Origin of the sequence: Desmospora profundinema (genome assembly GCF_031454155.1) — a bacterium.
Lineage (GTDB): Bacteria > Bacillota > Bacilli > Thermoactinomycetales > DSM-45169 > Desmospora > Desmospora profundinema.
Genome location: NZ_JAVDQG010000008.1, coordinates 120,130 through 140,311, shown reverse-complemented (window position 1 = coordinate 140,311; position 20,182 = coordinate 120,130). Strand labels below are relative to the sequence as shown.

Below are 20,182 nucleotides of genomic sequence, written 5' to 3'. Positions count from 1 at the left end.
TCCCTGGTTGTATGTGAACGTCTACACTTACGCAAACGTTCGATCCAGAAGTATATTTTACCATGAAGGATCGGTTTGGGATAAGGGTTTCTCACACAGACGGCGTTTCCTTGGAAAGATCTCGACTAGGGCCTGTCTGGTCATTCATTTTCCATGAGAAGAAAGGATTGATCAAACACGCCCTAATCCATTTTCTCCTTTGTCACACCGATAGGCACCCCCGGCTGGCGAAGAAATCGTTCCTCACCATAGACATGGCTGATATGGGATAGAAGAGAAGTACATTGGAGCAGGTGCTCACGGACAATCGCCTTCCCAATTTCAGGTGTGACTGCTTTAAACCACGAACCCTCCGGATAAACGATAACCACACAGGCATCGGCACATCGGCCGTTACACTTCGTCCGCGTGGTATGGATCCGCTGGTCTTCCCCGCAACGTGAAATTTCGTCACGGATGGCGCAGGTGACTTCATCCGCTCCCCGTTTTAAACAACTTCCTCCGTTACAGATCAGGATATGGTGTCTTGTTTGGGAAAGATCCCAGGTGGTCATCCCATTCTCCTCCTTTTCCCCAGACTCTTCTACCGCTTCTTCATTCATAACCGTTACTATTTATAACCGATTTCAACCCGTGCAGATCTTTCTTCGGACATCTTTATCTATTCAAGAGAACAAAGATGAAACAAGCCTTTCCATATGATATACTTCCGATAGCATAAAATCAGAATGAATACGATTCAATCCGTAGAGTGGTTGGAGGGATGGTCTTGCCGGATCGGAACAACGTGGAGATCTACATTTTAAGCGGGTTTTTGGGAAGCGGAAAAACCACGCTTTTGCGTCTCTTGCTGGAGGAAGAAAGACGCCGTGGACGACGGGTAGCCGTCTTGATGAACGAGTTGGGGGACCTTTCGGTGGATTCGGCCGCCGTACCCGGGGAGATCCCCCTGAAAGAATTGCTGAACGGATGCATCTGTTGTACGATCCAAAGCCAGTTGACCCAGCAGCTGCTCCACCTTTACCAGCAATTCCGACCCGATGTGATCTACATCGAGTCCACCGGGGTCGCCCATCCCCTCGAGGTGCTGGATGCCTGTGTCACTCCGTCGACCGTTCCTCATCTTCGTATCTGTAAAATAGTAACGGTGGTGGACCTGCTTCGCTGGCAGGACCGGCAACGTCTCAATAACCGCTTGCAAAAGCTCTTGGAAGATCAGGTCCGATTTTCCGATATACTCCTGCTCAACAAAAAAGACCAGGTTACCGGGGACAGACTGGAACAATCCATCTCTGAGATTCAACAGATCAATCCAAAGGCATTCCTGACCCCGACCCATCAAGCCACTTTCGACACGGCAGAACTATACACCTCTCGGCCCGGCCGGGGATCGCCATCGTATTTCCAGTCCCCGAGAGAACAAGCCCACGTACACCATCACCTACATGTTCGCACATTTTCTTACCGGTGGAGCCGGCCCATCCACCGGCAGGCACTGGAGCGTTGGTTGCGCCAATCTCCGGACAATCTGTATCGGGTGAAAGGCTGTTTGCGATTGAAAGAACATCCCCATCAGCTGCAATCCGTCCAATACGCTTACGGCATTCCTTTGTTCACCCCTGAATACAGTTCCATGCCCATGATCACCGTTTTTATCGGTGAAAACCTTGAGGAAGAGCGGTTGAAGCACCAATTATACGAATTGGAGACTCGACAGTCATGAACCTCTGGCTTGATTCCCCAAATCCACACCGACTTCCTTCCTAAGGAACGCCTCAGAAAATATCCACTCCCGCCATCATGACATCCTTATCCGTTTTGCATGAATTCCACGCTCTTTGATTAAGAAACAGCCTGTCCCCCAAAGGGTTCAGGCCGTTTCGTCTTGGATGGAGCATTTGGAAAACTGTTGCTGGAAGTCGGCTGAGTTCAGGTCTTTTCCTATAATCACGATTTCACTTTGTCGTTTCTCCCCCAGTTTCCATTTTCGGTCGACGGTCGTTCCAAACAACATGTGTACGCCCTGAAAGACGACCCGCTCTTCCATGCCCTGAACATCCAGAAAGCCTTTATAGCGGAACATACGCTGACCGTACACCTGGATCCAGATTGAAAACAAAAGCTGGATTTTCTTTAGGTCGAGTGGTCGGTTTTCCCGCAAAACGAAGGCCTTGACATCATCGTCGTGCTTATGGTGATGTCCGTGTCCCTCGAGAAATTTGGGATCCAGCTCCAACTTCTTTTTGATATCAAAGGCTTTTATACCCAGCAGCTCTTTCAGATCGATACGGGAATAAACGGTCTGGTGAAACCGGGCCATGGGATTGATGGAGCGCAAGCGCCTTTTCAATCGATCCAGCTCCTCATGCTTCACCAAATCGATTTTATTTAGCAGCACCACATCGGCGAAAGCCACTTGTTCCATGGTTTCATCCTGTTCATCCAGATGCTGGTCCGCATGCACCGCATCCACTACCGTCACGACTGCGTCCAACATAAAGGCCTCAGCAATCCCCTCGTCGACGAAGAACGTTTGAGCCACTGGTCCCGGATTGGCCAAACCCGTTGTCTCAATAATCACTCGATCAAAATAATGATTTGACTCGATCAACTGGTTCAGGATCCGGATGAGGTCTCCGCGAACTTGACAACAAATACACCCGTTGTTCATCTCAACGATCTCCTCTTCCGACCCTTGCAGGAGTTCATTGTCTATTCCCACTTCACCAAACTCATTTACAATCACTGCTATTGTTTCTCCATGATCGCCCGTAAGCACATGGTTGAGAAGGGTGGTTTTGCCCGCTCCCAAAAATCCGGTCAATACCGTCACGGGGATCGGTTCGTTTCCATGTTTTTTCATTATCATCCCTGCTTTCGGATATGAGAATCGATGACTTCCCCTTCCTCACCGTCTCCGCCCGAAAAAGAGGATCCGATCAATTCCTAAAATCCTCTTTCTTCTCTCTCCGTCTATGTATGCCCCACTCAGTAAATCGTAATGATTATGTTTTATTATTGTTGAAACCAGTCTAATACACTCCACTTTAAAATGTCAAATAACCACTCTATATAAGTGAATAGATGAATCATAACCCCCTCTTGAAAAAGGGGGATCCGCAAGTTATTATTCGTATAAGTTATGATCTATATGGAGGATAACCGGGATGTTGGAATGGACAATTATCGGAGGGGGAATCCAAGGTTGTACCCTGGCCACCTATCTGCTACGAACAGGAAAAACATCAGTAGACCGGATGGCCGTTGTCGATCCCCATTCGGATCCGCTTCACCAGTGGTTTCGCTTGACGGAGATCCTGAAGATGCCTTTTCTCCGTTCACCGGCGGTTCATCATATCGACGTCGACCCCTTTGCGCTGCGCAAATACGCTCAATCGCCACAGGGATGGGCATGGTCAACGTTTACTTTTCCTCAGGAACGCCCGTCTCTGGAACTGTTCAATCGGCACTGTCTTCATGTTTTGGAATCCATCCAACTGAAGGAATCCTGGGTTAAAGGGCAAGCTGCCGGCCTCGCTAGACGAAAGAGTGGATGGCGTGTTCTCCTGAAGGATGGTCGTGAGATCGATAGTCAACGGGTGGTGCTGGCTATGGGGTTAAGTGAACGTCCCTTTTGGCCGAAGTGGAGCCAGAGTCTGAAAAGGCAAGGTGCCAGCGTTTTTCATCTCTTCAGTTCCCCCTCCCCGGACTTAACCGAGCTTCCCACTCCTGTCACCATCATCGGCGGGGGAATCAGTGCTGCCCATGCCGCTATTCGGCTTAGCAAGCTCTACCCTGCAGAAACACGCCTGATTACCCGTCATTGCTTGCGCATTCATCAGTTTGATTCTGATCCTGGATGGCTTGGCCCCAAAAACATGCGTTCATTTCAACAAATAAACGATTATCAACAGCGGCGAAATCTGATCCAGAAAGCACGCCACCGGGGATCCATGCCTTCAGATGTGCACGCGGAGTTGAAGCAGGCGGAACAAAAAGGAAGGCTTGACATATACACAGAGGAGGTTTATTCGGCAACATTCAATAAAAAACGTATCCACCTTTATGCCAAAGAAAAAAATAACCTACCTGAAACAGGATCCATCATCCTGGCAACCGGGTTTCATACCAGCCCTCCAGGGATGGAGTGGTTAAAACCAACCGTGGAAAAGTGGAGCCTGCAGTGCCACCATTGCGGCTATCCCATCCTTTCTCCCCACCTGGAGTGGGCCCCGGGCCTATCGGTTACCGGATGCTTGGCAGAACTTGAATTAGGTCCCGTTTCTAGAAATATTGCCGGTGCCCGCCGCGGAGCGGAGCGGATCTTACGGGCGAATGAAGTCGAGCCCGACTAGACCAATCGAACACCGGCGGTTAGGAAAAGATAAGTGGGTACCGCCGGTTGACAAACCGTTCTATAGGGACTATCATTCACATAAATCGTAATGATTCTTATAAAGAGAGGAGTGAGACCATGGCAAAAAAATCAAAGATAGCGCGGGAGAAACAACGGCAGAAAACGGTGGAGAAATATGCCGCCAAACGGGCGGAATTGAAGGCAAAAGGGGATTACAAAGCGCTTTCCCAGCTGCCTCGAAACGCTTCCCCCACTCGCCTTCACAACCGTTGCGAAATTACGGGACGCCCCCGCGGTACCATGCGGAAATTTGGCATATCTCGCATCAAATTCCGCGAACTAGCCCACAAGGGACAAATCCCCGGTGTGAAAAAAGCCAGCTGGTAATGAATCCGTTAAAACGAAACGATTATGATAAAAGCGCAACCTTCTGAAACAGTCTACCGGTCTGCCCGCAGACGGAGCGTTTCAAATGCAAAAACAGCCCCGATTCGTGGGCTATTTTTATCTGTTACAAAGTCCCCCCTTGACGACACACGCACAAAAACAAAACCCGGTACTCTGAGTGTACAGAGTACCGGGTTTTTGCCCCTGTCGACGGACGCTTTTCCCCTTTTATCTTTCGGTTCCACTTATTTTTCCAACAGGCTTTCCCCTGCAATTCCGGGATGTGTCATTTCGTATGGGTCCAAGATCAAATCGAGTTCCTCTTCACTCAGGACATTGTATTTCAAGCACAATTCGCGGACGGAGCGACCGGTTAGGATCGCCTCCCGCGCGATTCGAGCAGCAACTTCGTATCCGATGTGCGGGTTGACCGCCGTGATCACGCCGACGCTCTTTTCCACATTTTCTTTTAGCTTTTCCTGATTCGCCTCGATTCCGGCCAGGGCGTAATCCGTAAACGCACGAAATGCGTTGTTCATGATACTGATGGATTGAAGCAAATTAAATACGAGCACAGGCTCCATCACATTTAACTCCAGTTGCCCGGCTTCAGACGCAAGGCAAATCGTGTGGTCGTTACCGATGACTTGAAAAGCAACCTGATTGATCACCTCCGCCATCACGGGGTTCACTTTCCCAGGCATAATGGAAGAACCGGGCTGGCGGGCCGGTAATGAAATCTCAGCCAATCCCGCACGGGGACCGGAGGCCATTAATCGCAGGTCGTTGGCCATTTTGGACATATTCATCATACAAACTTTAAGTGCAGCGGAAACTTCGGTATACGTGTCCGTGTTCTGGGTGGCATCCACCAGGTGATCGGCGCTCACCAAGGGAAATCCGCTGATATCCGCAAGGTGTCTTACAACGATCCGGATATAACGCGGATCAGCATTTAGTCCTGTTCCAACGGCCGTCGCACCCATATTGACCTCATACAGATGTTGACGGGATTGCTTAATTCGCTTGATGTCACGTTCCAACACCCGGTGATAGGCTTCAAACTCCTGGCCTAGACGTATGGGAACGGCATCCTGCAGGTGTGTCCGTCCCATTTTAATGACGGGATCAAACTCTTTCGCTTTCTGCTGAAACCCATCGCTCATCTCCTGCATGGTGACAAGCAATCTTTCCAACAGGTAAAGGGTGGCGATATGAATGCCGGTGGGAAAAGCGTCATTCGTGGATTGAGCCATGTTGACATGGGTATTGGGGCTTAATTGAAAATAGTTCCCTTTTTGTTCTCCCAAAAGTTCAAGTCCGCGATTGGCGATCACCTCATTGGCATTCATATTGATGGAGGTTCCGGCTCCGCCTTGAATCGGATCCACGATAAATTGATCGTGCCACTTTCCATCGATGATTTCCTGAGCTGCTGTAAGGATCGCATTTCCCAATCGCGGGTTTAGACGACCGATATCCATATTCGCCATGGCGGCCGCCTTTTTTACCATCGCCATGGCACAAATAAGAGAGGGATGAAGCCGATAGCCGGAAATGGGAAAGTTTTCGGTGGCACGTAATGTTTGAATGCCATAATAAGCATGGACAGGGATTTCTTTTTCCCCGAGAAAATCTTTTTCTATCCGGTATGACGTATCCATGATCTTGTTGTTCATCGTATCATCCGCTCTCTTTTTGATATTCCAAAGAAAGATCATGGGCAATCGGTGTTTCCATGATTCTCTTCACTTCTTGGAGATCGTTCGTTTTCCCTAATGTCCACATCAACTTGGCCACCATGGCTTCCGTGTTCATATCCCTTGAAAGGATAATCAGGTTTTGGGCGACTTTTCGTCCCACTTCATACAAAAACAGATCTTCTCCCTCTTCCAAGCATTGAGTGGTAATTACAACCGCCATTTCCGAAGCAATCATTTCTTTTAATTTGGGAAGCAAATCCCTTTTTTCAAATGGGATGCCCCCGTTTCCGTAACTTTCAATGATCACCCCTTTATATAAGCCTTTGATGCAGTCGAAGAGTTCCGGCTTCGTTCCCGGATACAGTTTCATTACAAAAACATCGGGGCACAAGGAAGTATCCAATTTCAATTCTTTCTTCTCCGTGGAAGGGATTCGTTTATGGTAATGGACTTCGGACTGATGGATAAATGCCACATAAGGGTGATTGATGCTTTCAAAAGCGTCATAGCTTTTCGTTCTCATTTTTACCGCTCGGGTTCCCTGTATGACCCTGCCGTCGAAAACCATATAAACCCCGCCGATGTCTTCACAAGCAAACCGTGCCGCATCCAGAATATTCTTTTTGGCATCCGTTTTATCATAATGGATCGGCACCTGCGAACCAGTAATGACGATGGGCTTGGTTCCATTTTGCAGCATATAGGAAAGGGCTGCTGAAGTATAAGCCATGGTATCGGTTCCATGGGTAATAACAAAACCGTCATAACGGTGGTAACTCTCTGCGATCGTTTCCGCGATCTGAGCCCATAACTCCGGTTGCATGTTTGTGCTGTCTATATTCATCAGTGTTTGGTGTTCCATGTCATAATCTCGGGATTGCGGCAAATAGCCTAACAGGTCTGCCGCGGTCATTCCGGGAGCCAGTCCATCTTTTCCATCGACTGAAGCAATCGTTCCGCCGGTAGTAAGTAAAAGTAATTTTTTCATTGGCTACACCTCTATTCACAAGTAGCACCCTATTGTCATCACGTTCACTTTTCGATAAGATAAATCCGTACGCATTTCGCGTACTATAAGCCTAATTATAATCATAATTGCGCACAAATCAACCGAAATGTATTCCAATTGCGTACGATCGGACGGGGGGCCAGGCGATGTTTTTGGATCGATTAAGTGAATTGAGAAAACAGAAAAAGTGGTCGATACAAGAGGCAGCCGACAGACTGGGAATTCCAAAAAGCACTTATGCCGGATATGAATCCGGTTATCGCCGACCCTCTCTGGAAGCATTAACATTAATGGCTGATTTGTTTGAGACCTCTCTTGATGATCTGATGGGCCGGGTAAACGATTCGACTTTTCATTCCGGAGAAGAAAATAAGATGGACACGCTCGAATTGACGAAACTGGGGGAAGTCAACCTCACTGTTGATGGAAAATCTCTTTCGGTAGAAGAAATCCATCAATTGATCGCCTTTATTCGAGCAAAGAGGGAATTGGAAAAATACGAGAATATCCCCGGTTAAAGAGAGCAAAAAACCATCCCATCATACGGAATGGTTTTTTACACGCTCTGGATAAACGCCCACCTGATGCTCCTTTTTTAAACAAACCGTTTCAACTATCCGCATATTCGCCTTCCCAGGCTCCCGTTGTTCCACCACGGTTTTTCTCCTATAACCACCAACGCCGCTGCAGGAGCAACGTGCTATGGACACCCAGATGATATCGAAACCATTCCGCCCTCTACCCCAATTCCCGCTCCAATATTTGTAGGGAGACCATGATTTCATCTCTCTATGACAAAAAAAGGAGCTTCGGCAAGCTCCGATCCGTACACTCCTTTTTAGTGCAACCTTGACGTTAATACATCCGCCTTCCCGGGGGCACCTCCCGATCCGGCCGGATCAGGGCGACTTCGCCGTTCTCTGTGTCCACTCCCAACACCAGTACCTCTGAGCGAAAACCGGCGATTCGTTTGGGAGGAAAGTTGGTCACTGCCAACACCTGGCGCCCCACCAATTCTCCCTGACTGTACAAATCCGTGATCTGGGCACTGCTCTGCTTTACACCGATGGTTTCTCCAAAGTCGATCCACAGTTTGTATGCCGGTTTACGCGCTTCTGGAAAGGGTTCCGTGCGGGTAATGGTACCCACATGGATTTCCAACTTAGTGAAATCTTCGTATTGGATTTGCGACATTGGCTGCTCTCCTTTTGCTCACGGTAAATGGAATAACCAGCAAACCCTCCGCCTGCGACTCATTCTTTAACCCTTCATTGTTCACCGCTAGGACATCGGTGAGCCGTTATCTCTTTTCTTATTTTTCATCCCCAGGTTCCTGTTGTCCCAACGGAGTATCCCCCACTCCTTTTTTAGCAGCATCGGCACCGCTATCGGCGATCCGGGCAAGTGAGCGAGCGATCAACTCCTGTGCTTTCACCCATCGCCACGCCAACCATAGTACAACCAAAGCCAACAGCAGTGGAAGCAGTCCTGCGATTGCCATCATCATCATCTGAAATACCATCGTTCCCATCTCAAAGTTCATTTTCTCTCCTCCAATCACGGCACGATCCACTAGTTTCTCAAAAGGCGGGGGCCATCCGTTCTGGGGCGTGTACAATCCGCCATCCGTATCTCCCCATAGAAATGCTCAGTCATTTTTACTTTCGCTCCTATGTGCCGCATTCCTCTTCAAAAAACAAAAAACCACCGGCTTTGCTCCTGGTACCGGTGGTGGTCGTTCTATTTCTTTTGTTGTTTGAATCGCTCCAGCCCTTCGGCGGCGGCCTGTTGTTCCGCTTCCTTCTTGGAACGGCCGGTACCGCTGCCCAGCTTTTGTCCCGACAGCCAGACTTCGGCCACAAACTGCCGGTCATGAGCCGGTCCCTGCACATCGACGATGTGGTACTCCAGAGCACCCAAGCGCTCCTGCTGCACCGCTTCCTGCAGCTGGCTCTTGGCATCGGTCGCTTGAGCCAACCAGGACTCGTCGATCTGCGGAAAGATCTTGGCCTCCAGGAACTGCCGGATGGCGTCCAATCCTTTTTCCAGATACAAAGCCCCGATAAACGCTTCAAACACATCAGCCAAGAGGGAGGGACGATTGCGTCCCCCAGTCATCTCCTCCCCGCGTCCCAATCGAATATGATCACCAAACCGGAGTTGACGGGCAAACATGGCCAAAGAAGGCTCACATACCACCCGCGCCCGCATCCGGGTCAGGTCTCCTTCCTTCATCTTGGGAAACCGCTGGTAGAGGTATTCAGAGACCGTCAGTTCCAACACCGCATCCCCCAGGAATTCCAGCCGCTCGTTATCCGGAAGCATCCGGATGCCCTTTTTTTCATGGGCGTATGAGGTATGGGTGAAAGCTTGTTGATACAGGGAATGGTCCTGGAGGTCCAAGCCCGTGGACTGTCCCAGCTCAGCCAGGTTCATGCATGCATCACCTGCTTATTCCGCTTCGTCGAAGGCTTTCAGAGCAATCGTGGCGTTATGGCCGCCGAAGCCGAAAGAATTGGATAGGGCCGCTTTGACCAACACCTTGCGTGCTTCATTGGGCACGTAATCCAAATCGCATTCCGGGTCCGGGTTGTCTTGGTTGATCGTGGGAGGCAAAATCCCCTCTTTCAGGGCTAATGCGGTTGCGATTGCCTCCACACCACCGGATGCTCCCAACAAGTGACCCGTCATCGACTTGGTGGAGCTGACAGCCAGTTGGTAGGCGTGTTCTCCGAAGATGGCCTTGATCGCCATCGTTTCGAATTTGTCATTAAATTCGGTGGACGTTCCATGAGCATTGATGTACCCGACTTCTTCCGGTTTTAAACCGGCATCTTCCAACGCCCGTTTCATCGAGCGGGCGGCCCCTTCCCCTTCCGGAGCCGGGTGGGTCAGATGGTAGGCATCCCCGCTCATGCCGTAACCGGCCACTTCGGCGATAATGGTTGCCCCGCGGGCACGGGCATGTTCTTCGCTTTCCAGGATAAGAACCCCGGAACCCTCACCCATTACAAAACCGTCCCGGTCCTTGGTGAAGGGCCGGCTCGCTTTTTCCGGTTCATCATTACGGGTAGACATCGCCTTTGCTGCACAAAAGCCTGCAAAAGCCATGGGAGAAATGGTTGCTTCCGCCCCGCCGGCAAGCATCACATCCGCGTCACCGCGCAGAATGATCTTCGCCGCGTCACCGATGGAATGGGTTCCCGTGGCACAGGCGGAAATGGCTGCACTATTGGGACCCTTGGCACCGGTGGCGATGGAGACTTGTCCCGCCGCCATGTTGGCGATCATCATCGGGATGAAGAAGGGACTGACCCGTTTGGGTCCGCGTTCCACCAACGTCCGGTGCTGTTCTTCCCATGTCTTCAACCCGCCAATCCCGGACCCGATGTAGACCCCGACACGATCCGCATCCAGTCCTTTCATATCCAGACCGGAGTTATCCAACGCTTGTTTAGCTGCCACCACGGCAAATTGGACAAACCGATCCATCCGGCGTGCTTCTCTGCGATCAAAGTGATCCAACGGATTAAAGTCCTTCACTTCCGCCGCAATCCGGGTGGAGAAGTCTGTGCTGTCAAACTGGGTGATGGGACCCACGCCGGATTTTCCTTCGATCAAGTTATTCCAAAATGTCGGTATATCATTGCCGATCGGTGAAATGACCCCCAGACCGGTGATCACGACCCGTTTCGCCAATTGAGTCACCGCCTTTTCCAAAACAAAATGGGAGGGAACTGATAGAGAAGGTAGAAAGTCCCGTGTAAAAGAACGGGACTTTGTTACCTGTTAAGAGCGGGAATTGATATAAGTAACAATATCTCCCACCGTGTTGATTTTCTCCGCTTGATCATCGGAGATTTCCAAGGAGAATTCATCTTCTAATTCAAGGATCAAATCCATTACATCCAGGGAGTCCGCTCCCAGATCGTCCTTGATCGCCGCTTCGGGGGTCACTTCAGCGGTGTCCACTCCGAGACGGTCCACGATGATTTTTTGTACTCGTTCCAGCGTATCTGCCATGTCCTTCACCTCCCTTTCGTATTATACGAAATGTCCTGCCAAAAATCGAGATTGGATGTGCTGTTGTCGGTCGGTATTCGTTAAAAGGGGACCCTAAGACGTCACCATGCCGCCGTCCACACTCAGCGTCTGACCCGTGATGTAAGACGCCTGGTCAGAGGCTAAAAAGGTGACGGCATGAGCGATGTCTTCCGGTTTGCCCAGACGGGACAAGGGGATTTGATCCAGGAGCTCTTTTTGGACTTCCTCACCCAGTTGGGCGGTCATATCCGTCTCGATAAAGCCCGGTGCAATGGCGTTCACCGTGATTCCACGGCTGGCCAACTCCTTGGCAGTCGTTTTGGTGAGGCCAAGTACACCCGCTTTGGCCGCCACATAGTTGGCTTGCCCGGGATTGCCGATCAGACCGACCACAGAACTAATGTTTATGATGCGGCCGGACCTCTGTTTCATCATGGGCCGGGTCACCGCTTTGGTACAGAGGAAGACCCCTTTTAAGTTGGTGTCCACCACCTGATCCCAATCCGTCTCCTTCATGCGGAGCATCAAGTTATCCCGAGTGATGCCGGCATTGTTCACCAGGATATCGATTCGTCCGAACGCTTCCAACACCTGTTTGACAGCGGAATTCACTTGACCCGCATCCGACACGTCACACTGGATCATCTCCGCTTGGCGTCCGGCCTCGCGGATGCGGGAAGCCGTCTGCTCTGCGGCTTCCCGATTGCCGGCGAACAACACGGCCACATCGGCTCCCGCTTCAGCCAAAGCGACAGCGATCGCCCGTCCGATTCCACGGGAACCTCCGGTCACCATGGCAGTCTTTCCGCTCAACATGATATCCCCTCCTTTTAACCCAGCTTTTCCAATGCTTTGCGCAAGGATTCCATGTTTTGGATAGACAGGGCGTTCACCCGCCGATCCACTTTGCGAACCAAACCGGTTAGGACATTGCCGGGTCCGATCTCCACAAACGTGTCCACTCCTTGCTCCAACATCCAGCGCACACTGTCTTCCCACAACACCGGGGAATAAATCTGTTGGACCAATTTGCGGCGGATGGCATCCACATCCGTCTCCGGACGAGCGGACACATTGGTCACCACCGGTATGTACGCCTGCTCCAGCGGAAGAGCGGACAGAACTTCTTCCATCTTATCCGCCGCCGGCTTCATCAAACGGGAGTGGAACGGCCCGCTCACCGGCAAAGCGATCACGCGGCGGGCTCCCGCCTCTGCAGCCGCTTGGGACGCTTGTTCCACCGCTTTCTTTTCCCCGGAGATCACCAATTGACCCGGACAGTTGTAATTGGCCGGTTCCACCACCTGTCCCTGCTCCCGGATCTCCTCGCAAATCGTATCCACCGCTTCCCGTTCCAAGCCGATGACGGCAGCCATCCCGCCCTGCCCGGCTGGTACCGCCTCTTCCATCAGGAGACCCCGTTGCCGAACGGCGGCAACGGCATCTTCAAAGCGGAGCACTCCTGCCGCTACCAAAGCGGTATATTCCCCCAAAGAGTGACCGGCTACAAAGTCGGGCTTTCCGCCCCACTCCCGCTCCACCAACGCTAACAGAGAAGCACTCGTTGTCAAGATCGCCGGTTGGGCATTCGCCGTCAGACGCAACTCATCCTCCGGCCCTTCAAAGGCAAGCTTGGATAAGGAGAATCCCAATACGTCATCGGCCTGCTCAAACCGATCCCGAGCCAAGGCATCAGCCTCAAACGCCTCCACGCCCATACCAACGGCCTGGGAGCCTTGACCGGGAAAGAGAAACGCCGTTTTCCCCACAGGTATCCCTCCTCTAGCTATTGCGCAGTCGGCATGGTCCACTTCATGACCGATGCACCCCAGGTCATTCCACCGCCAAAGCCGACCAAAACCAGCGTATCCCCCTGATGAATACGGCCCGTTCGCACCGCCTCATCCAGGGCAACCGGGATGGAGGCGGAAGACATATTGCCGTATCGATCCAGGTTGACCACCACTTTATCTTGGGACAGGCCCAACCGCTGCACGGCAGTGTCGATAATCCGCAGATTGGCTTGATGCGGGATAAGGAAATCCACTTCTTCCTTGGAAAGTCCCGCCTTCTTCAACGCTTTCTCTGCCGAGGAGCCCAGAACCCGGACCGCGAATTTGAACACTTCCCGGCCGTTCATCGAAATGAAATGAAGCCGCTCATCCAATGAGGTTTGGGAAGCCGGAATGCGGGAACCGCCGGCGGGTTGTTTTAAAAGATGACCGCCGGAGCCGTCTCCCCCCAGTTCGAAGGAAAGGAATCCTTCCCCCTCCTCTACCGGGCCTAAGACAGCCGCTCCCGCCCCATCGCCAAACAACACGCACGTGTTGCGATCCGTAAAATCCGTAATCTTGGAAAGGCAATCCACTCCGATCACCAGTGCATGTTGATACAAACCGGTCTGGATAAACTGGGCCGCCGTTGCCACACCGTATAAAAAACCGGTACAGGCAGCGGACAAATCAAAGGTGGCGGCACGGTCCGCTCCCAATTGGTCTTGCACCAGGCAGGCCGTGGCCGGAAATGACATGTCCGGTGTGACCGTCGCTACGATGATCAAATCCAGATCGGACGGGGTCAGCCCCGCTGAATGAAGGGCACGCCGGGCCGCTTCCACCGCCAGATCCGAGGACGCCTGGTTATCATCAGAAACCCGGCGTTCCCGGATCCCCGTCCGGGATACAATCCAATCGTCACTGGTATCTACCATTTTTTCCAAGTCTGCATTGGTCAACACCTTTTCGGGCAGATATGACCCGGTACCGATGATGCCCACCGATTTCACCGGTGCTCATCCCCTCTCCAATCGATTTAATTCTTCGGTGATCCGGGTGGTCACCTGTTGTTTGACATACAGCCGCGCCTGACGAACCGCATTAAAAACGGCACGGGAGTCGGAAGAGCCGTGCGCTTTCACCACCGGTCCCTGAAGCCCCAGGAGAGGGGCACCCCCATGCTCCTTGTAATCCATGTCGGTAGCAAAACGCTTTAGTCCCGGCTTCAGAATCGCCGCCGCCAACTTGGTAAACGCAGTTCGGGTAAACTCTTGTTTTAACCGGTCAAAGATGGCTTTCGCCACCCCTTCCGTGTTTTTCAATAAAATATTTCCGCTGAATCCGTCACACACCAACACATCACAGTTCCCGCTCAACACATCCCGCGCTTCCACATTGCCGATAAAGTGGATGGGCAAAGCGGAGATCCGGCTGTACGCCTCTTTCGTGAAGGCGGTTCCCTTCGCTTCTTCCGCTCCGATATTCAACAATCCCACTCGCGGACGGGCAAAACCCAGTACCGACTCCGCATATAGACTTCCCATCAGCGCGTACTGCTCCAGGTGTTCCGGACGTGCTTCCGGATTGGCCCCCACATCCAGAACCAGCATTCCCTGCTGATTGAGGGTGGGAAAGACCGGCGCCAGCGCCGGACGTTCAATGCCGGGCAAACGTCCGGTCACGAGAAGCCCTGCCGCCATCAAGGCACCGGTGTTGCCGGCGCTGATAAACGCTTCCGCTTCTCCTTCCTTCACCATGCGGCACCCTCTGACGATGGAAGAATCCTTTTTTCGCCGAACTGCCTTTACCGGTTCCTCATCCGTCTCGATCCGTTCGGTCACGGGAGTGACGATCACATTGGACAGTGACTCCTGCGGCAGATGAGGTTGTACCTCTTCTTGCAGGCCCAACAGATAGAATCGGGTATCCGGCCATTCTCTCGCCGCCTGCAGGATTCCTTCGACCATGGCTTGGGGGGCATGGTCTCCTCCCATGGCGTCAAAAGCGATGCGCATCATTGGTCCTCCTTCGAACGATAAACATCAAACACACCTTGAAATACCGTTTCATCCCTCACCCGGGTTTGTACATCCACCTGGGTACGGGAAGGGGTCACCTTCACCACCACCGCTTTAGCCACACATCGTTCACCCAGGCGGACCGGTCGCACAAATCGGATACTCGCTGTCGCCGTCAGCACCACTTCGGAATCGACGACGGCCACGGCCAGGGAATTGGCCTGTGCGAACAAATGGTGTCCACGGGCGATCCGGGTACGGGCAAACACATGCTCTTCCCGGATTTCCAGAACCGATTGTCCACTCTGATCCAGCCGCAGCTCCGTCACTTCCCCGATGACTTCTTCCGGATAAAGCGATCGCACATTGCGTTCGGCCATGTGTTTGATGCGCTCCCGAAGTTCCGGGATTCCCAGTTCCATCCGGTCCAGGCGGATGGTCTGGATACTGACCCGGTACCGGCTGGCCATCTCTTCGTCCGTTAGGAACGGTTCCCGCTCCAGGGCCAGCTGTAACTCTTTCTGTCGATCTCGTTTAGACAGGCGCACAGCGAGGGGTTCACCACCTTTATTATAACCACATGTTAATACCAAGTACTAAGCCAGTATACATAATGGAAACGCCTTTGACAACCCAACCAATTGTTCTTCACTTAAGCGTATAGAGGCCGATCCACCCTTTCTTTTTTCTGATCCCTTTTGGACAAAAAAGAACAAGGACCTCATGGGTCCTTGTCACTTTTTTCTTAACCGTCATCAGTCGTTGACGACATCGTTTCCTTTGTAGTAACCGCACTCTTTGCACACGCGGTGGGACAGCTTCATTTCACCGCACTGCGGGCAACGCACCATACCCGGTACGGACAGCTTGAAATGAGTCCGGCGCTTGCGTTTGCGGGTTTTGGAAGTCCGTCGAAAAGGTACTGCCATGTTTCTCACCCCCTTGACAGGTGACCGGCTATCGTCATCAGCCCCGGTCTTTAAAGAACTCCTGCAACTTGGCCAAACGGGGATCCACCCGCCCGGTGTCGCAATCGCAGGATTCGTGATTCAGATTCACGCCGCACACCGGGCACAATCCTCGACAATCCAGCCGACAGACCGGAGCCAGCGGTAAACCCAAAAGCAACGCTTCCCGAATGTAGGGAGTCAGATCTGTCGGGCGATCCAGCTGCACCAGCCGAATCTCTTCCCCTTCCTCCTCCGCTTCCCGCACTACCCGTTCCTCATCGGAGAATGCCTGAAACCAGTCCATTTCCAACCCTTGAGAAAACGGGGTCAGACATCGCGAACAACGAAACCGTCCCTCGGTCCGTTGCTTTCCCTGGACTTGATACGTTTCCCGGTCTTTCCAAGCCAGGATCTCCACTTGAAGCGGTTGAAGGGAGAGAAGGTCTGGACTTTCTTGCTCCAACCCTTCCAGAGCAACTTCACCCTTTTGCTCCACCGGCTGTTGATGCAATTCCCGAAATCGAATCTTCATATCGACTACTCCCTCATTCAAACAGGGTAATTATATGTTATCCGAGCAGGGGCTGTCAATGTCTCTTCCCTGTCAGGAAGGACGAAAAAGAGCCGTTGTTCGATAGGACTTATGAAGCCCGCCCTGCAACTTCCTGCTCTTTAAGATATTGAACAGCTTCCTTTAAGGTACGGACTGGAACAATCGCCATATCACTCCCGATCTTACGGGCTGTCGTCTTGGCTTTTTTCTCATTGGAATCCTGTTCTCCCTGATCAGCGGGAACAAAGAAAATATCCGCGTTTTCCTTCTCCGCGGCCAAGATCTTATGCTGGATTCCACCAATCTGTCCCACCTTCCCCTCCGGGGAAATGGTACCCGTACCGGCCACCCGCAACCCATCAGTCAAATCTTGATCGCCCAACTGATTGAGAATCTCCAACGAAAACATCAAACCGGCAGATGGTCCCCCAATCTCGTCAGCGTGGATGGTCACTTTTGGCTGGGCCTCCACCCGGCGTAGCGTAACGGGTTCAATCCCGATGCCGGGGCGATCTTCTCCCCCGGACTTGGCCAGAGATGCCAGTTCCAGTTCCTGCTCTTTTTTATCGCCGCCGCGGCTGATGACCAGTCGCACCCGTTCACCCGGCTTTTTGTCAGCCAGGTAGGCCAATAGTTCTTCGGCGCTTTCTATCTTGCGATCATCGGCTTCTTGGATGATGTCGCCCTGCTTGAGCACCTTGGCCGCCGGCATCCCGTCCAGTACCCGGAATACTTCCACTCCCAGCAGCTTCTCCTCAACCGGCCTGCCCGCCTCCCGGTAAGCGGCCAATACGGCATTATACTGGGACTGCCTCATAATCTCCTCCTGCACGTGCTGATAGCGTTTCGGATCGCCATTCTGTCCCAAGACATCTTTCTTGGGCACCAGTTCCAGCCGGGAATCGACTTGGGAGGCCAGATAGCCGACCACATTCCCTTCCCGCATCGACACGGTCGTCATGTAGAAGGTCCCTTTTTCATGATTGGAAGCATCCTCCACTTGAATCATGGGCCGTACTTCCAGAGCCGACCCCGGTTGAACAATATAGTAGGGCACCGGCACCATAAACAAAATGACGAATGCTGCCACAAATAGGATCCCGCCCGTTAACCAAGACCGCCACGCCCCTCTGGTTTGTATCGCCACTTAACCCACACCTCCCCGCTCTCCGATCAGACCCCGGATGCGGTCCATTTGTTCTCTAGCCGCCTCTTCCCCTCGTCGGATGCATTCATCCACTCGTGTAAACGCAGTGGGGTTGATATCCGCCAAATCCGGATGGATCAACACGTCCGCATCCACTGCTCGGGTATTGAGAATTTCTCGCTCCATCACGCTGAGAGTTTGAGCGATGACATCGAAAATATTGTCCATTCGCACCGTCGGCAAACATGGAACCACATCGACGGCGATGATCGCATCCGCTCCCATCTCTTTCAACACCTGAACCGGAATCCGATCAATCACTCCCCCATCCACAAGCGTCCGCCCTTCCCATTCTACCGGTTCAAAGATCCCGGGGATGGAGATGCTGGCCCGAACCGCCAGATCTGCCGGCCCTTCGCGAAAGACGACTTGCTCCCCCTTCGCCAGATCGGTTGCCACAACCGCTGTGGGAATGGAGAAATCTTCGAGTTTTTTCCCATGAGTCAAAAGACGGATGAGTCCCCTGACTTTGTCCCCGGTGATGAATCCGCGCTTGGGAACGGTCAGGTCCAGCCAGCTGTTTCGCTTGAGGTGAATCGCCAGCTCCTCAATCATATCCAGGGGAAGATTATTCGCATAAAGGACTCCAACCAAACTGCCCATGCTGCTTCCGGCTATAAAGTCAACGGGGATTTCCTCTTGTTGAAACACTTTGAGCACGCCGATATGCGCCAATCCCCTCGCACCGCCGGATCCCAACGCCAAACCCACTTTGGATCGCACCAAGCGCGGCTCCCCCTCTCCGTCAGGATGACAGGGTATGATCAGTGGGACAGGGGGTCTAATTCACCCTCTGTCCGCGTAGACATGTTATCAACATCTGATGAACGGGAGGATTTCCATGCGGCCGGCAAACCCCGCCCTCCAACCCCGTATCCGCTCCGCTCTGTTAGGAGCAGTGGCTTTGTTTCTCGTCCTGTCACTGATCTTTTTTCCGGAACAAGCCTTTCAATCATCACTGAAAGGGTTGAAAATATGGTGGGATGTCGTTTTTCCCGCCCTGCTTCCCTTTTTCATCGCTTCTGAAATCCTGATGGGTTTCGGTGTGGTCCATTTTCTCGGCGTGTTGTTGGAACCGTTGATGCGCCCGTTGTTTCGCGTGCCCGGAACCGGCGGATTTGTGATGGCCATGGGTTTGGCATCCGGCTATCCCATCGGTGCTAAATTGACCACCCGACTGCGGGAGCAGGAGCTGATCACCCGTTCAGAAGGGGAACGTTTGGTCTCCTTTACCAATACCGCCGACCCCCTTTTTATGTTCGGAGCCGTGGCAGTCGGTTTTTTCCATGATGTCTCACTGGGCGTCGCTATTGCTGTCGCCCACTATATCTCCAGTCTATTAGTGGGCATCCTGATGCGATTCCATGAGCCGGATGGTGCCGTCACCCCGATTGCACCACCGGATCAAACGTTTTTTCTTATGCGGGCTTTTCGTGCCATGCATCAGGCCCGGCTCGCCGATGGCCGCACCCTCGGTCAATTGATGGGAGACGCCATCACATCCTCCATGAACACCATCATGCTGGTGGGCGGATTTATTATCATGTTTTCCGTCATTATCGCCGTTTTGGACTCAGTCGGCTTCTTGACGCTCCTGGCTGCAGTGATCGGCTGGATCCTGAACTTGCTTCAATTTCCCGCCCAGCTGGCTCCGGCTGTCATCTCCGGCGCTTTTGAAATCACGCTTGGTGCCCAAATCACCAGTGAATCACCCGCCAGTATCCACATGGCTTACAAAATCGCCGTGGTCGGAGCCATCACCGCATGGAGCGGCCTGTCTGTCCATGCTCAGGTCGCCAGTCTGCTGAGCCGGACCGATATCCGATACGGCCCCTACTGTGCGGCTCGCGTGATGCATGGATTCCTGGCAGGCTGGATCACGCTTCTGACCTGGGAGCCGATCAACCGGTTTTGGTTCTCTTCCGAGACAGCGGTTCCCGCCTTTCTGCAGCAACTGTCGGAAGCGGAATCGTTTGCCGCCTGGGACGGCATCCGTCTGATCGCCACGCTGGCTGCCCTGTTCCTCGGTATCCTGTTGGCCTTTTCGATCCTGATCCACCTGTTACGCCATCTTCGTTTAAAAAGCACTCCTTGATTCATCTTTGTCTGCGATCATGCAAAATAACCCCCCAACAGGCACGCTTCGTTCGAATCAAACGTGCATCAGGGGTTTCCCTTC

Annotated in this window: 23 protein-coding genes; 5 read left to right on the top strand and 18 right to left on the bottom strand. The window is 52.4% G+C overall.

Going from position 1 to position 20,182, the window contains the following annotated elements:
• Positions 1-182: 182 nt before the first annotated feature.
• Complete coding sequence (locus JOE21_RS15830) at positions 183-554, bottom strand: (2Fe-2S) ferredoxin domain-containing protein (RefSeq protein ID WP_309868243.1); 372 nt, start codon at positions 552-554, stop codon at positions 183-185.
• 215 nt (positions 555-769) lie between these two features.
• On the opposite strand from JOE21_RS15830, the gene JOE21_RS15825 reads away from it, so the two are divergent.
• Complete coding sequence (locus JOE21_RS15825; RefSeq protein ID WP_309868242.1) at positions 770-1,723, top strand: CobW family GTP-binding protein; 954 nt, start codon at positions 770-772, stop codon at positions 1,721-1,723.
• A gap of 147 nt (positions 1,724-1,870) precedes the next feature.
• On the opposite strand, the gene JOE21_RS15820 is transcribed toward JOE21_RS15825, so the two are convergent.
• On the bottom strand, positions 1,871-2,863 hold the full coding sequence (locus JOE21_RS15820) for a CobW family GTP-binding protein (protein ID WP_309868241.1): 993 nt from the start codon (positions 2,861-2,863) through the stop codon (positions 1,871-1,873).
• Between the two features lie 304 nt (positions 2,864-3,167).
• Here JOE21_RS15820 and JOE21_RS15815 point away from each other — a divergent pair, with 304 nt between their 5' ends.
• Positions 3,168-4,355, top strand: a complete 1,188-nt coding sequence (locus JOE21_RS15815; RefSeq protein ID WP_309868239.1) for an FAD/NAD(P)-binding protein — start codon at positions 3,168-3,170, stop codon at positions 4,353-4,355.
• Positions 4,356-4,474: 119 nt separating this feature from the next.
• A complete protein-coding gene (rpsN, locus tag JOE21_RS15810; protein WP_309868237.1) occupies positions 4,475-4,744 on the top strand; it encodes a 30S ribosomal protein S14 in 270 nt (89 codons plus the stop codon).
• 245 nt (positions 4,745-4,989) lie between these two features.
• Here rpsN and aspA read toward each other — a convergent pair whose 3' ends face one another.
• Together aspA and JOE21_RS15800 are read right to left on the bottom strand one after the other, a co-directional pair.
• Complete coding sequence (aspA, locus tag JOE21_RS15805) at positions 4,990-6,408, bottom strand: aspartate ammonia-lyase (RefSeq protein ID WP_309868293.1); 1,419 nt, start codon at positions 6,406-6,408, stop codon at positions 4,990-4,992.
• A 19-nt stretch (positions 6,409-6,427) separates the two neighbouring features.
• A complete protein-coding gene (locus JOE21_RS15800) occupies positions 6,428-7,435 on the bottom strand; it encodes an asparaginase (protein ID WP_309868236.1) in 1,008 nt (335 codons plus the stop codon).
• 167 nt (positions 7,436-7,602) lie between these two features.
• On the opposite strand from JOE21_RS15800, the gene JOE21_RS15795 reads away from it, so the two are divergent.
• Entirely contained in the window at positions 7,603-7,974 is a 372-nt protein-coding gene (locus tag JOE21_RS15795) for a helix-turn-helix domain-containing protein (protein WP_309868235.1), read from the top strand.
• A gap of 337 nt (positions 7,975-8,311) precedes the next feature.
• Here the strand turns inward: JOE21_RS15795 and JOE21_RS15790 are convergent, their stop codons facing one another.
• From JOE21_RS15790 to JOE21_RS15725, 14 genes are all read right to left on the bottom strand, one after another.
• Positions 8,312-8,650: a tRNA-binding protein gene (locus JOE21_RS15790; RefSeq protein ID WP_309868233.1), complete on the bottom strand. Its 339-nt coding sequence runs from the start codon at positions 8,648-8,650 to the stop codon at positions 8,312-8,314.
• A 118-nt stretch (positions 8,651-8,768) separates the two neighbouring features.
• Positions 8,769-8,999, bottom strand: a complete 231-nt coding sequence (locus JOE21_RS15785; RefSeq protein ID WP_309868232.1) for a DUF8066 domain-containing protein — start codon at positions 8,997-8,999, stop codon at positions 8,769-8,771.
• Between the two features lie 197 nt (positions 9,000-9,196).
• Positions 9,197-9,892 carry a ribonuclease III gene (gene rnc / locus JOE21_RS15780; protein WP_309868231.1) on the bottom strand — a complete coding sequence of 232 codons (696 nt, stop codon included), beginning with the start codon at positions 9,890-9,892 and terminating at the stop codon, positions 9,197-9,199.
• A gap of 15 nt (positions 9,893-9,907) precedes the next feature.
• The gene (gene fabF / locus JOE21_RS15775) at positions 9,908-11,155 is read right to left on the bottom strand and encodes a beta-ketoacyl-ACP synthase II (protein WP_309868230.1); all 1,248 of its coding nucleotides are present in this window, start codon (positions 11,153-11,155) and stop codon (positions 9,908-9,910) included.
• A 90-nt stretch (positions 11,156-11,245) separates the two neighbouring features.
• Entirely contained in the window at positions 11,246-11,479 is a 234-nt protein-coding gene (locus JOE21_RS15770) for an acyl carrier protein (protein WP_309868229.1), read from the bottom strand.
• A 93-nt stretch (positions 11,480-11,572) separates the two neighbouring features.
• Positions 11,573-12,316, bottom strand: a complete 744-nt coding sequence (gene fabG / locus JOE21_RS15765) for a 3-oxoacyl-[acyl-carrier-protein] reductase (protein WP_309868228.1) — start codon at positions 12,314-12,316, stop codon at positions 11,573-11,575.
• 14 nt (positions 12,317-12,330) lie between these two features.
• Positions 12,331-13,269 (bottom strand): ACP S-malonyltransferase, encoded by a 939-nt coding sequence (gene fabD, locus JOE21_RS15760; RefSeq protein WP_309868227.1) that lies wholly within the window; start codon positions 13,267-13,269, stop codon positions 12,331-12,333.
• Between the two features lie 17 nt (positions 13,270-13,286).
• Positions 13,287-14,285 (bottom strand): beta-ketoacyl-ACP synthase III, encoded by a 999-nt coding sequence (locus JOE21_RS15755; RefSeq protein ID WP_309868226.1) that lies wholly within the window; start codon positions 14,283-14,285, stop codon positions 13,287-13,289.
• 6 nt (positions 14,286-14,291) lie between these two features.
• The gene (gene plsX / locus JOE21_RS15750; protein ID WP_309868224.1) at positions 14,292-15,290 is read right to left on the bottom strand and encodes a phosphate acyltransferase PlsX; all 999 of its coding nucleotides are present in this window, start codon (positions 15,288-15,290) and stop codon (positions 14,292-14,294) included.
• A complete protein-coding gene (gene fapR / locus JOE21_RS15745) occupies positions 15,290-15,841 on the bottom strand; it encodes a transcription factor FapR (protein ID WP_309868222.1) in 552 nt (183 codons plus the stop codon). Before fapR ends, plsX begins: the two co-directional genes overlap by 1 nt.
• A 207-nt stretch (positions 15,842-16,048) precedes the next feature.
• The gene (gene rpmF, locus JOE21_RS15740; protein WP_107725830.1) at positions 16,049-16,222 is read right to left on the bottom strand and encodes a 50S ribosomal protein L32; all 174 of its coding nucleotides are present in this window, start codon (positions 16,220-16,222) and stop codon (positions 16,049-16,051) included.
• Positions 16,223-16,259: 37 nt separating this feature from the next.
• The gene (locus tag JOE21_RS15735; protein WP_309868220.1) at positions 16,260-16,775 is read right to left on the bottom strand and encodes a YceD family protein; all 516 of its coding nucleotides are present in this window, start codon (positions 16,773-16,775) and stop codon (positions 16,260-16,262) included.
• A 109-nt stretch (positions 16,776-16,884) separates the two neighbouring features.
• Positions 16,885-17,943 (bottom strand): SepM family pheromone-processing serine protease, encoded by a 1,059-nt coding sequence (locus JOE21_RS15730; protein ID WP_309868217.1) that lies wholly within the window; start codon positions 17,941-17,943, stop codon positions 16,885-16,887.
• Positions 17,944-18,729 (bottom strand): patatin-like phospholipase family protein, encoded by a 786-nt coding sequence (locus JOE21_RS15725; protein WP_374709394.1) that lies wholly within the window; start codon positions 18,727-18,729, stop codon positions 17,944-17,946.
• Positions 18,730-18,844: 115 nt separating this feature from the next.
• On the opposite strand from JOE21_RS15725, the gene spoVV reads away from it, so the two are divergent.
• Positions 18,845-20,098: a dipicolinic acid transporter SpoVV gene (gene spoVV / locus JOE21_RS15720; RefSeq protein ID WP_309868215.1), complete on the top strand. Its 1,254-nt coding sequence runs from the start codon at positions 18,845-18,847 to the stop codon at positions 20,096-20,098.
• Positions 20,099-20,182 lie beyond the last annotated feature (84 nt).

Bases quoted from the DNA above. Each gene is read 5' to 3' on its own strand.
- JOE21_RS15830 (WP_309868243.1), bottom strand. From the start codon at position 554: ATGACCACCTGGGATCTTTCCCAAACAAGACACCATATCCTGATCTGT.
- JOE21_RS15820 (WP_309868241.1), bottom strand. From the start codon at position 2,863: ATGAAAAAACATGGAAACGAACCGATCCCCGTGACGGTATTGACCGGA.
- JOE21_RS15815 (WP_309868239.1), top strand. From the start codon at position 3,168: ATGTTGGAATGGACAATTATCGGAGGGGGAATCCAAGGTTGTACCCTG.
- rpsN (WP_309868237.1), top strand. From the start codon at position 4,475: ATGGCAAAAAAATCAAAGATAGCGCGGGAGAAACAACGGCAGAAAACG.
- aspA (WP_309868293.1), bottom strand. From the start codon at position 6,408: ATGGATACGTCATACCGGATAGAAAAAGATTTTCTCGGGGAAAAAGAA.
- JOE21_RS15800 (WP_309868236.1), bottom strand. From the start codon at position 7,435: ATGAAAAAATTACTTTTACTTACTACCGGCGGAACGATTGCTTCAGTC.
- JOE21_RS15795 (WP_309868235.1), top strand. From the start codon at position 7,603: ATGTTTTTGGATCGATTAAGTGAATTGAGAAAACAGAAAAAGTGGTCG.
- JOE21_RS15790 (WP_309868233.1), bottom strand. From the start codon at position 8,650: ATGTCGCAAATCCAATACGAAGATTTCACTAAGTTGGAAATCCATGTG.
- JOE21_RS15785 (WP_309868232.1), bottom strand. From the start codon at position 8,999: ATGAACTTTGAGATGGGAACGATGGTATTTCAGATGATGATGATGGCA.
- rnc (WP_309868231.1), bottom strand. From the start codon at position 9,892: ATGAACCTGGCTGAGCTGGGACAGTCCACGGGCTTGGACCTCCAGGAC.
- JOE21_RS15770 (WP_309868229.1), bottom strand. From the start codon at position 11,479: ATGGCAGATACGCTGGAACGAGTACAAAAAATCATCGTGGACCGTCTC.
- fabG (WP_309868228.1), bottom strand. From the start codon at position 12,316: ATGTTGAGCGGAAAGACTGCCATGGTGACCGGAGGTTCCCGTGGAATC.
- plsX (WP_309868224.1), bottom strand. From the start codon at position 15,290: ATGCGCATCGCTTTTGACGCCATGGGAGGAGACCATGCCCCCCAAGCC.
- rpmF (WP_107725830.1), bottom strand. From the start codon at position 16,222: ATGGCAGTACCTTTTCGACGGACTTCCAAAACCCGCAAACGCAAGCGC.
- JOE21_RS15735 (WP_309868220.1), bottom strand. From the start codon at position 16,775: ATGAAGATTCGATTTCGGGAATTGCATCAACAGCCGGTGGAGCAAAAG.
- spoVV (WP_309868215.1), top strand. From the start codon at position 18,845: ATGCGGCCGGCAAACCCCGCCCTCCAACCCCGTATCCGCTCCGCTCTG.